Annotated in this window: 10 protein-coding genes; 5 read left to right on the top strand and 5 right to left on the bottom strand. The window is 69.2% G+C overall.

What is annotated here, in order from left to right:
• Positions 1–61 precede the first annotated feature (61 nt).
• Together A5730_RS23035 and A5730_RS23030 are read right to left on the bottom strand one after the other, a co-directional pair.
• Positions 62–235, bottom strand: coding sequence for a DUF2613 domain-containing protein (locus tag A5730_RS23035; RefSeq protein ID WP_067905655.1), 174 nt, complete (start codon positions 233–235; stop codon positions 62–64).
• 82 nt (positions 236–317) lie between these two features.
• On the bottom strand, positions 318–527 hold the full coding sequence (locus A5730_RS23030; protein ID WP_055402822.1) for a DUF2613 family protein: 210 nt from the start codon (positions 525–527) through the stop codon (positions 318–320).
• A 125-nt stretch (positions 528–652) separates the two neighbouring features.
• Between A5730_RS23030 and A5730_RS23025 the strand changes: the two genes are divergently transcribed.
• The 3 genes from A5730_RS23025 to A5730_RS23015 are packed head-to-tail and all read left to right on the top strand — an operon-like array spanning position 653 to position 3,768.
• A complete protein-coding gene (locus A5730_RS23025; RefSeq protein WP_067905653.1) occupies positions 653–1,795 on the top strand; it encodes a glycoside hydrolase family 3 N-terminal domain-containing protein in 1,143 nt (380 codons plus the stop codon).
• Between the two features lie 52 nt (positions 1,796–1,847).
• Entirely contained in the window at positions 1,848–2,501 is a 654-nt protein-coding gene (locus A5730_RS23020; protein ID WP_067905651.1) for a TetR/AcrR family transcriptional regulator, read from the top strand.
• Positions 2,502–2,517: 16 nt separating this feature from the next.
• Positions 2,518–3,768 (top strand): chloride channel protein, encoded by a 1,251-nt coding sequence (locus tag A5730_RS23015; protein ID WP_067905648.1) that lies wholly within the window; start codon positions 2,518–2,520, stop codon positions 3,766–3,768.
• A gap of 10 nt (positions 3,769–3,778) precedes the next feature.
• On the opposite strand, the gene A5730_RS23010 is transcribed toward A5730_RS23015, so the two are convergent.
• Both A5730_RS23010 and A5730_RS23005 read right to left on the bottom strand, forming a co-directional pair.
• A complete protein-coding gene (locus tag A5730_RS23010) occupies positions 3,779–4,621 on the bottom strand; it encodes a MaoC/PaaZ C-terminal domain-containing protein (protein ID WP_067905646.1) in 843 nt (280 codons plus the stop codon).
• 15 nt (positions 4,622–4,636) lie between these two features.
• Positions 4,637–6,001: a 3-oxoacyl-ACP reductase gene (locus A5730_RS23005; RefSeq protein ID WP_067905645.1), complete on the bottom strand. Its 1,365-nt coding sequence runs from the start codon at positions 5,999–6,001 to the stop codon at positions 4,637–4,639.
• Positions 6,002–6,145: 144 nt separating this feature from the next.
• On the opposite strand from A5730_RS23005, the gene A5730_RS23000 reads away from it, so the two are divergent.
• Complete coding sequence (locus tag A5730_RS23000) at positions 6,146–7,489, top strand: acetyl-CoA C-acetyltransferase (protein WP_067905643.1); 1,344 nt, start codon at positions 6,146–6,148, stop codon at positions 7,487–7,489.
• Between the two features lie 266 nt (positions 7,490–7,755).
• On the opposite strand, the gene A5730_RS22995 is transcribed toward A5730_RS23000, so the two are convergent.
• A complete protein-coding gene (locus tag A5730_RS22995) occupies positions 7,756–9,591 on the bottom strand; it encodes an acyl-CoA dehydrogenase (protein ID WP_067905640.1) in 1,836 nt (611 codons plus the stop codon).
• A 202-nt stretch (positions 9,592–9,793) separates the two neighbouring features.
• Here A5730_RS22995 and A5730_RS22990 point away from each other — a divergent pair, with 202 nt between their 5' ends.
• On the top strand, positions 9,794–10,819 hold the full coding sequence (locus A5730_RS22990; RefSeq protein ID WP_067905638.1) for an isopenicillin N synthase family oxygenase: 1,026 nt from the start codon (positions 9,794–9,796) through the stop codon (positions 10,817–10,819).
• The last annotated feature ends 3 nt before the right edge of the window (positions 10,820–10,822 follow it).

Genomic DNA, 10,822 nt, shown 5'->3' with positions numbered 1-10,822 from the left:
CGCCGCAGAGTCTGACGGCGGCGACCCGCTACACCCGGCTGCGCCGCGCTTGCGATCGCCGCTAGCTACGGTTGCCGTACTCGACCCGGTTGAGCACTGACGACTGCGGATCGCCCCCGGGGAGTGGCGGTTTCGTGTCCTCCTGCACCATCAAGGTGATTCCGAAGATCGCTGCCGCGCCGAGCAACAGACCGACCACCACGCTCGCGGCGGCGGGCGCAATGATCCGGTTCATCAACGGCTCCTCTGTGGCATCTGGGAAAACGGCGGCCTAGCGCCAACCTAGCAGAAGCGCCCTCGGCGTCCCGAGACGCTCGTCAGGGCAGACAGTGCCCGTGAAAGCACCTGTCGCCGTATTGCACCTGGTGTGGCCCGAGCGGGATCAGCGCGGCCGGACCGGCCCGCACCGGGGCCGCGCCGTGGTCGGCGACGGCCAGTGTGACGCCGACGGTCGTCGCGACGCCGACCGACAGACCCACCGCGATGCTGGCCGCCGCGGCCAGGGCGAAACCGGTCTTCGCTGGCATCTTGCCCCCTAGCCCCGCTGGCACCAGCCCAGGAGTGCCCCCGCACCCGAAGAAGAAAACCCCCGACGAAACCTCGTCGCTCCCCAGATCCAGAGGCCCGGATAGCGCCATGAAAGCATGGCCCGATGTCATTTTCGCGCACCCTGGCCGTGCTCGCCTTCGTGTCGGCTCTGGTGGCGGGCTGCGCTCACCACACCGCCCACCCGCCCGGCCCGTCATCGACCTCGGTCAGCAAGCCGGCGGCCGCCCCACCGGCGTGCGGTGACGTCACGACGCTCCCGGTCCGCGACAAGCTGGCCCAGCTGCTGATGGTGGGCGTGAAAAACGCCGACGACGCCAAAGCCGTCGTCAACGACTTCCACGTCGGGGGCATCTTCATCGGCAGCTGGACCGACCAGTCGATCTTCGACGGCCCGCTGAACGACATCAAGAACGGCGCCGGACCGCTGGCGCTGGCCGTTAGCGTCGACGAGGAGGGCGGCCGGGTCTCGCGGCTGAAGAAGCGGATCGGCGAGGCGCCGTCGCCGAAGCAGCTCGCCCAGACCATGACACCCGACCAGGTCCACGACCTCGAGCTGGACCGGGGCCGAAAGATGCACGACCTGGGCATCACCATCGACTTCGCGCCCGACATCGACGTCGTCACCGACGCCCCCGACGACAGCGTGATCGGTAACCGGTCCTTCGGCGCGGATCCCCAGACGGTCACGCGCTACGGCGATGCCTACGCCAGGGGCCTGCGCGACGCCGGTATCGAACCGGTCTTCAAGCACTTTCCCGGCCATGGCCGTGGTTCGGGTGATACGCACAAGGGCGGTGTCGTGACGCCGCCGCTCGACCAGATGCAGGACGTCGACCTGGTTCCGTTCCGCAACCTCGTGGGCGTGGTCCCCGCCGGGGTGATGGTGGGTCACCTGCAGGTGCCCGGGCTGACGGGCGACCTGCCCGCCAGCCTCAGCCGCGAGGCGGTGCAGATGCTGCGCACCGGAAACGGCTACGGCGGCAAGCCGTTCGACGGGCCGATCTTCAGCGACGACCTCTCCAGCATGGGGGCGATCTCCGACAGGTACGACGTGCCGGACGCCGTGCTGCGGACGCTGCAGGCCGGCACCGACGTCGCGTTGTGGGTCACCACGAAAGAAGTGCCGGCGGTGCTTGACGGCCTGGTCAAGGCGGTGGACTCGGGACAACTGCAGATGGCGGCGGTCGACGCCTCGCTGGGGCGGCTGACGCCGATGAAGGGGCAAAGCCCCAAGTGCGGCCACTGACCGCGCTCAGTGCTTACCCTGGAGTCAGATAGACGGGCTAGAGAGGCAAGCGATGGCGGGTGGCACGAAGCGGTTACCGCGCGCTGTCCGCGAGCAACAGATGCTCGACGCCGCCGTGCAGATGTTTTCGGTCAACGGCTACCACGAGACGTCGATGGACGCCATCGCCGCCGAGGCGCAGATCTCCAAGCCGATGCTGTACCTGTACTACGGCTCCAAGGAAGACCTGTTCGGCGCCTGCCTGAACCGGGAGATGGGCCGGTTCATCGATGCGGTCCGCGCCGACATCGACTTCACCCAGAGCCCGAAAGACCTGCTGCGCAACACCATCGTGGCGTTCATGCGCTACATCGACGCCAACCGGGCGTCGTGGATCGTGATGTACACGCAGGCCACCAGCTCGCAGGCGTTCGCCCACATGGTGCGCGAGGGACGCGAAAAGATCATCGAGCTGGTCGCGGGGCTGGTGCGGGCCGGCAGTCGCACCCCTCGCACCGACCGCGAGCACGAGATGATGGCCGTGGCGCTGGTGGGCGCCGGCGAGGCCACCGCCAACCAGCTCAGCATCGGTGACATCGACGCCGACGAGGCCGCCGAGCTGATGATCAACCTGTTCTGGCATGGGCTCCGGGGCGCCCCGGAGGAGCGGGAGGCCGCCGTCGCGGCGCGCCCCGACAAGGGCGGGCCCGGCGCCGCCGGCCGCTAGCCCCTACATTCGTCATGTGGCTCGACCGCCCGCCCGCCCAAACGTCGACTTCTTCTGCGCCGTAGTCATCGTCGGGTTGCTGGCCGGGGCCGCCGGGTTGGCGACGACGTACGTGCTGCGCTTCGTCCAGCACGTCACGTATCACTACACCTTCGGCGCGCTGCTCGCCGGCGTCGCCGCCAGCAGCCCGGTGCGCCGCGCCCTGGGGCCGATGATCGGCGGTGCGTTGGCCGCGATCGGGTGGTGGCTGCTGCGCAGCAGGACCGACGTGCCGCCGCTGGCGGAAACCATTGAACGCCGCGAGCGGATACCTCGGCTGGCCTGGAGCGTCGACGCCATGCTGCAGGTGCTGCTCGTCGGTTCCGGGGCGTCCCTCGGGCGGGAGGGGGCCCCGCGCCAATTCGCCGCGACCCTGGGCGATTTCGGGACCGGCTGGCTCAAGCGGCTCTCGCCGTCCGATCGCGAGGTGTTGCTGGCCTGCGCGGCAGGCGCCGGGCTGGGCGCCGTCTACGCCGTCCCGCTGGCCGGCGCGCTGTTCTCGGTGCGGATCCTGCTCAACACCTGGCGTCCGCGGGCGGTGGGCGCGGCGTTCATCACCTCGAGCCTGGCGGTCGCCGTCGGCTCGGCGGTCACGCGCGACGAGCCCAACCTGCAGTGGCCGGTGGGCGAGTCGACCTACCTGCTTACCGCGCACGGGCTGCTGCTGGCGCCGCTGACCCTCGCGGTGGGGCTGGCCTTCAGCCGGTTGATGGCGGCGGCCCGGCCGGCCACGCCGATGCGGAACTGGGTGTTGGTCCCCGCGCTCGCGGGCGCCGGCCTGGTGATGGGCGTCTGCTCGCATTGGTGGCCCGAGTTGCCCGGCAACGGCCGCAGTATCTTGACGGTCAGCCTGGCCAGCGGCCTGACGCTGCTGTCGGCGCTGGCCATCTTGGCCCTCAAACCGTTGCTGACCGCGCTGTTCCTGCGCGCCGGCGGCGCCGGCGGCATGCTGACACCCTCGCTGGCCACCGGCGCGGCAGCGGGGGCGGCGCTGGTGCTGACGATCAACTGGGCGGCCGGGACCCACCTGCACGTGCCCGCGGTGTCGTTGGCGGGGGCGGCCGGCGTGCTCGCGGTCACCCAAGGCTCACCGATCTGGGCGGCGATCTTCGTCTGGGAGCTCGCGCGCCCGCCGGTGTGGTTGTTTCTGCTGTTCCTGCTGACGGCGACCAGCGCCCACGGCCTGAAAGTCCTGACCAAGGGCCGCGGCCCGACGCACTCGGGCTAGTGCCTCAGCACTAAAGGGCCCGGACCGTGCCGGTCAGGTACGGGTAACCCTTGGCGATGTTGCGCAGCGAAATGTCCCAGCCGTCATGGCTTTCGTCGATGTAGAGCCCCGCGGTGCCGGGCAGCACCAGCGGCTTGCCGAACCGCACCGAGTACTTCACCGCGTCCGGCAACCGCGCTTCGATGTTGGCCAATACTGCTGCGGCGCTGAACATTCCGTGCGCGATGACGGTGGGGAAGCCGAACAGCTTGGCGGCGATCGGGTTGGTGTGGATCGGGTTGTGATCGCCGCCGACGGCGGCGTAGCGCCGGATCAGGCCGGGGCTGACGCGCACGACGGTGCTCGGCGGGGGCAGCTTGGGCTGCTTCTGCGGCGGCGGCTTGGGCTCGTCGGACAGGCTGGTGCGTTGCTGGTGCAGGAAGGTCGTCACCTGATGCCAGGCGGTGTCGTTGCCCACGCTCACCTCGGTCACCAGGTCGACCAGCAGGCCCTTGCGGTGCTCGCGCAGGTTCTCCGCGTGCACCTGCACGCCGACGGTCTCGGTGACGGCGATCGGCCGGTATTGCGTGATGTGATTTTCGACGTGCACCGAACCCATTGCGGCGAAAGGAAAGTCGAACCCGGTCACCAGCGACATCATCGTCGGGAAGGTCAGCGCGAACGGGTAGGTGAGCGGCACGTTGTTGCCGTACCGCAGGCCGGTGACCGCCGCGTACTCGGCCACGTTCGCCTGGTCGATGGGCAGTTCCTCAATTGTCACGGTGCGCGTGGGCAGCTGGTTCCCGCGGGGCACCACCGGCAGTGCCCCGGCCGCCGCGCGCAGCATGTTCTTCAGGCCGCTTGGCTGGTTCATCGGGTTCTCCTCGACCTAGGCGCCCAGCATGGCCTGGCCGCAGACGCGAATGACGTTGCCCGTCACCGCGTTTGACGCCGGGCTGGCGAAGTAGGCGATGGCCTCCGCGACGTCGACGGGTTGCCCGCCCTGCAGCAGCGAGTTCATCCGGCGGCCCACCTCGCGGGTGGCCAGCGGGATGGCGGCCGTCATCTGGGTCTCGATGAAACCGGGTGCCACCGCGTTGATCGTGATGCCCTTGCCGTACAGCTCCGGCGCCAGCGCCTGGGTGAGGCCGATCATCCCGGCCTTGGTGGTCGCGTAGTTGGTCTGCCCGCGGTTGCCCGCGATGCCGGCCATCGAGGACAACCCGATCACCCGGCCGCCTTCGCCGATGCTGCCGTTGCCCACCAGGCCTTCGGTAAGCCGCAGCGGCGCAAGGAGATTGACGGCCAGGACCGCGTCCCAGCGGGCGTCGTCCATGTTGGCCAGCAGCTTGTCGCGGGTGATGCCGGCGTTGTTCACCAGGACGTCGGCGCGTCCGCCGTGGTGCTCGCGCAGGTGCTCGGTGATCTTGTCGACGGCGTCGTCCGCGGTGACGTCGAGCCACAGCGCGGTGCCGCCGACGCGGGTGGCCGTCTCGGCCAGCGTCTCGGCGGCCGACTCGACGTCGATCGCGACCACGCGGGCGCCGTCGCGGGCGAACACCTCCGCGATGGTCGCGCCGATGCCGCGGGCCGCGCCGGTCACGATCGCGACCTTGCCGTCCAGCGGCCGGTCCCAGTCGGCCGGTGGGGTGGAGTCGGCCTCACCGACGTAGAAGACCTGGCCGTCGACGTAGGCGGACTTGGCCGACAGGATGAACCGCATGGTCGATTCCAGGCCCGTCGCGGCGGGTTTGGCGTCGGGCGACACGTACACCAGCGCCGCCGTGGCGCCGTTGCGCAGCTCCTTGCCCAGCGAGCGGGTGAATCCCTCCAGCGCGCGTTGCGCGATCCGCTCGTGCGGGCTGGCGGCGGCGTCGGGCGTGGTGCCGACCACCGCGACCCGCGCGGAATGGCCCAGGTTGCGCAGCAGGGGCGTGAAGAACTCGTAGAGCCCCCGCAGTCCCTCCGGGGTGGTGATGCCGGTGGCGTCGAAGACCAGGCCGCCGAACTGGTCGGCCCAGCGGCCACCGAGGTTGTCGCCCACCAGGTCGTAGTCCTTGGCCAGGGCGGCGCGCAGCGGTTCGACCACCCGGCCCTGACCACCGATCAGCAGCGCCCCGGCCAGGGGCGGATCGCCGGGGGAGTAGCGGCGCAGCGTCTCGGGTTGCGGGACCCCGAGCTGCTTGGCCAGAAACGATCCAGGACCGGAATTGACGATCTGAGAGAACAGATCGGAGGACACCTTGGGAGCCACCGGAGCTACCTTCCATATTCTTTCGAAGTCGGGGTATGCCTACCGCACAACCGTATCGAGGACGAACTTACTTCAGAGTAAGAACAGTGGGTAGTATGGCCCAGACGGGCGACCCCAAACCGATAGACCCCAGATAACACGGAGATGACAGTGGCCCCTGCAAGTTCCGAGGCAAGCAACCAGCGCAGTTCGCAGCGGCGGCGAGTCGCCGTCCTGGGCGGCAACCGGATCCCGTTCGCCCGGTCTGACGGCGCCTACGCCGAGGCGTCCAACCAGGACATGCTCACCGCGGCGCTCGGCGGCCTGGTGGACCGCTTCGGGCTGGCGGGCGAGCGGCTGGGCGCGGTGGTCGGCGGCGCCGTGCTCAAGCACAGCCGGGACTTCAACCTCACCCGCGAATGCGTGCTGGGCTCCGAGCTGTCGTCGTACACCCCGGCGTTCGACCTGCAGCAGGCCTGCGGCACCGGCCTGCAGGCGGCCATCGCCGCGGCCGACGGCATCGCGGCCGGGCGCTACGAGGTGGCGGCGGCCGGCGGCGTGGACACCACGTCCGACCCGCCGATCGCCCTGGGCGACAACCTGCGCCGCACCCTGCTCAAGCTGCGCCGGTCCAAGTCCAACGTCGAGCGGCTGAGGCTGGTCGGCACGCTGCCCGCCAACCTGGGGATCCAGATCCCGGTCAACAGCGAGCCGCGCACCGGGCTGTCCATGGGCGAACACCAGGCGATCACCGCCAAGGAGATGGGCATCAAGCGCGTCGACCAGGACGAGCTGGCCGCCGCCAGCCACCGCAACATGGCCGCCGCCTACGACCGGGGCTTCTTCGACGACCTGGTCACCCCGTTCCTCGGGCTGTACCGCGACGACAACCTGCGCCCGGACTCGTCGGCGGAGAAGCTGGCCAAGCTCAAGCCGGTGTTCGGCGTGAAGAACGGCGACGCAACGATGACGGCGGGCAACTCGACCCCGCTGACCGACGGGGCCTCGGTCGCGCTGCTGGCCAGCGAGGACTGGGCGAGCGCGCATTCGGTCACGCCGCTGGCCTTCCTGGTCGACGCGGAGACCGCGGCCGTCGACTACGTCAACGGCCGCGACGGCCTGCTGATGGCGCCCACCTACGCGGTGCCGCGGTTGCTGGCCCGCAACGGGCTGAGCCTGCAGGACTTCGATTTTTACGAGATCCACGAGGCCTTCGCCTCGGTGGTGCTGGCGCACCTGCAGGCCTGGGAGTCGGAGGACTACTGCAAGGAGCGGCTGGGCCTCGACGCGGCGCTGGGCTCGATCGACCGGTCCAAGCTGAACGTCAACGGCTCCTCGCTGGCCGCCGGTCACCCCTTCGCCGCCACCGGTGGGCGGATCCTGGCCCAGGCGGCCAAGCAACTCGCCCAGAAGAAGGCGGAGCAGAAGGGCGCCGGCAAGCCGCTGCGGGCCCTGGTCTCCATCTGCGCCGCCGGTGGGCAGGGTGTGGCCGCGCTTCTGGAGGCGTGACCGACCGTTTCATGAAATCCGTCACACCGGGTTAGCAATCGCGGCTGCGGGGTACCCCTAAGCGCGGATGACCCCGTGTTGTGGTCTGACCCCCCGACCCCGACGGCAATACGGGGCATCCCTGGAACGACCGCCGGTCAGCGCGGACGGGCGTACGAAAATGGCCGCCGCTGGAGTGAGGGGATCCAGCGGCGGCCTTTTTGTGTCGGTGTCGGGACAAGCGAAAGCCCCGCTCCCATCGGGTAGCGGGGCTTTTGCCTTGCCTGTCAGAAGGCGGCTTCGTCGAGCTCCATGATGTCGTTGTCCAGCGTCTCGATCACCTCGCGGGTGCTGGCCAGCAACGGCAGGAAGTTCTTCGCGAAGAACGAGGCCACCGCGACCTTGCCCTCGTAGAAGGACCGCTCTTCGCCGCTGGCGCCGGCGTCCAGCGCCTGCACGGCGACGGCCGCCTGGCGCTGCAGCAACCAGCCGATGACCAGGTCGCCGACGCTCATCAGGAAGCGCACCGAGCCCAGACCCACCTTGTAGAGGCTGGTCACGTCCTCCTGCGCGGCCATCAGGTAGCCGGTCAGCGTGGCCGCCATGGCCTGGACGTCGGCCAGGGCCTTGGCCAGCAGCTCGCGCTCGGACTTGAGCCGGCCGTTGCCGGACTCGCTGTCCACGAACTTCTGGATCTCACCCGACACGTGGGCCAGCGCCACACCCTTGTCGCGGACGATCTTGCGGAAGAAGAAGTCCTGCGCCTGGATGGCCGTGGTGCCCTCGTAGAGGGAGTCGATCTTGGCGTCCCGGATGTACTGCTCGATCGGGTAGTCCTGCAGGAAGCCGGACCCACCGAAGGTCTGCAGGCTCTCGGTGAGCTTGGCGTAGGCCTGCTCGGAGCCGACGCCCTTTACCACCGGCAGCATCAGGTCGTTGACCTTGACGGCGAGCTCGGCGTCCACGCCGTGCACCGCCTGCGCCACCGCCGCGTCCTGGTAGGTCGCGGTGTAGAGGTACAGCGCACGCAGACCCTCGGCATAGGCCTTCTGGGTCATCAGCGACCGGCGCACGTCGGGGTGGTGCGTGATGGTCACCCGCGGCGCGGTCTTGTCGGTCATCTGCGTCATGTCGGCGCCCTGCACGCGGGACTTGGCGTACTCCAGCGCGTTCAGGTAGCCGGTCGACAGCGTCGCGATGGCCTTCGTGCCGACCATCATGCGGGCCTGCTCGATGACCTCGAACATCTGCGCGATGCCGTTGTGCACCTCGCCGACCAGCCAGCCCTTGGCGGGCACGTCGTGCTGGCCGAAGGACAGCTCACACGTGGCCGAAACCTTCAGGCCCATCTTGTGCTCGACGTTGGTCACGAAGACGCCGTTGCGCTCGCCCAGCTCGCCGGTCTCGAAGTCGAACAGGAACTTGGGCACGAAGAACAGCGACAGGCCCTTGGTGCCCGGGCCCGCGCCCTCGGGGCGCGCCAGCACCAGGTGGAAGATGTTCTCGAACAGGTCGCCGGAGTCGGCCGAGGTGATGAATCGCTTCACGCCCTCGATGTGCCACGAGCCGTCGTCCTGCTTGATCGCCTTGGTCCGCCCGGCGCCGACGTCCGAACCGGCGTCCGGCTCGGTGAGCACCATGGTGGAGCCCCACCCGCGCTCGGCGCAGATCACGGCCCACTTCTTCTGCTCCTCGGTGCCGAGGTGGTACAGGATGTTGGCGAAGCCGGCGCCGCCGCCGTACATCCACACGGCCGGGTTGGCGCCGAGCAGGTGCTCGTGCAGCGCCCACACCAGCGCGCGGGGCATCGGCATGCCGCCGAGGACCTCGTCGATACCGACCTTGTCCCAGCCGGCCTCGGTAACCGCGCGAACCGACTTCTTGAAGGCCTCCGGCAGCGTCACCGAGTGGGTCTTCGGGTCGAAGACCGGCGGGTTGCGGTCACCCTCCACGAACGACTCGGCGATGGGCCCCTCGGCCAGCCGGCTGATCTCTGTCAACATTTCGCGGGCGGTGTCGACATCCAGATCGCTGTAGTCGCCGGCGCCCAAAGCCTGATCAACGCCCAGGACCTCGAACAGGTTGAATACCTGGTCACGGACGTTGCTCTTGTAGTGGCTCACTACGGTTTCCTCCTCGTTGAGAATGCCACTTGTGGTTGGGTACTACTTCTAAGTTACCCACCAGTAACACCGTTAAAATAACGCTCCCGACAACTTCAACGCAAGTCAATGTGAGCTAAATTTCACTGTCTAAGTAACCAACCGGTTGGGAAACCCGTCCGGAGCCTCTGACCTGCGCCGATAACGAAACGGATCTCAAACTATGGGATGCATCACCACCCTGCCGGTGGTGGATCTGCGCACGTCGCAGGCCCAGCTGCGGCGGGGGTTGCGCGAGGCCGCGCACGAGGTGGGCTTCTTCTACCTGACCGGCCATGCCGTGCCCGACGAGCTGGCCGGCCGCGTTTTGGCGGCGGCGCGCCGGCTGTTCGAGCTGCCCGCGGCCGACAAGGACGCGGTGGCCATGGTGCGCAGCCCGCACTTTCGTGGCTACACCCGGATGGGCGGCGAGCTGACCCGCGGCCAAGTGGATTGGCGCGAGCAGATCGACATCGGACCCGAGCGCGCCCCGATCGCGGCGCCCGGCAAGCCCGACTACCTGTGGCTGCAGGGGCCCAACCAGTGGCCGGCCGCGTTGCCCGAGCTGCCGGGCATCATCGCCGAGTGGGACGCCGCGCTGTCCGCGGTCGCCCGCACCCTGCTTCGGCACTGGGCGGCCTCCCTGGGCAGTCCGGGCGACGTCTTCGACGCCGCCTTCGCCGAAACGCCCGCCACGCTGATCAAGATCGTGCGCTATCCGCGCAGCGCCGCCTCGTCGCAGGGCGTGGGCCCGCACAAGGACTCCGGGGTACTGACGCTGCTGCTGGCCGAGCCGGGCAGCCGGGGGCTGCAGGTGCGCAGGCCCGATACCGGGGAGTGGGTCGACGTGCCGCCCCTGGACGGGGCTTTCATCGTCAACATTGGCGAACTGCTCGAGGTGGCGACCGGCGGCTACCTGCGGGCCACCGAGCACCGGGTGAATCTGGACGGGCAGCCGGCCGACCGCATCTCGGTGCCGTACTTCTTCAACCCGCGGCTGGACGCTCAGATCCCCGTGCTGACGTTGCCGCCCGAGCTGCGGGCACGCGCCGGCCGGGTGACCGATCCCGCCGACCCGATCTTCTCGGTCTACGGCCGCAACGCGTGGAAGAGCCGGTTGCGCGCGCACCCCGATGTGGCTTCGGCGCACGGACATTCGGCGGGTAGGGTCGGGGACGAGAATCCCGTTCTCGGCTCAAGGGGCGAATGAATT

This window comes from Mycobacterium sp. ACS4054, assembly GCF_001667275.1.
Classification (GTDB): domain Bacteria; phylum Actinomycetota; class Actinomycetes; order Mycobacteriales; family Mycobacteriaceae; genus Mycobacterium.
Note: the sequence above shows the minus strand (reverse complement) of the source record. Positions and strands in the feature narration are given on the sequence as shown.

Coding starts and splice junctions, on each gene's coding strand:
- A5730_RS23035 (WP_067905655.1), bottom strand. CDS start 235: ATGAACCGGATCATTGCGCCCGCCGCCGCGAGCGTGGTGGTCGGTCTG.
- A5730_RS23030 (WP_055402822.1), bottom strand. CDS start 527: ATGCCAGCGAAGACCGGTTTCGCCCTGGCCGCGGCGGCCAGCATCGCG.
- A5730_RS23025 (WP_067905653.1), top strand. CDS start 653: ATGTCATTTTCGCGCACCCTGGCCGTGCTCGCCTTCGTGTCGGCTCTG.
- A5730_RS23020 (WP_067905651.1), top strand. CDS start 1,848: ATGGCGGGTGGCACGAAGCGGTTACCGCGCGCTGTCCGCGAGCAACAG.
- A5730_RS23010 (WP_067905646.1), bottom strand. CDS start 4,621: ATGAACCAGCCAAGCGGCCTGAAGAACATGCTGCGCGCGGCGGCCGGG.
- A5730_RS23000 (WP_067905643.1), top strand. CDS start 6,146: ATGACAGTGGCCCCTGCAAGTTCCGAGGCAAGCAACCAGCGCAGTTCG.
- A5730_RS22990 (WP_067905638.1), top strand. CDS start 9,794: ATGGGATGCATCACCACCCTGCCGGTGGTGGATCTGCGCACGTCGCAG.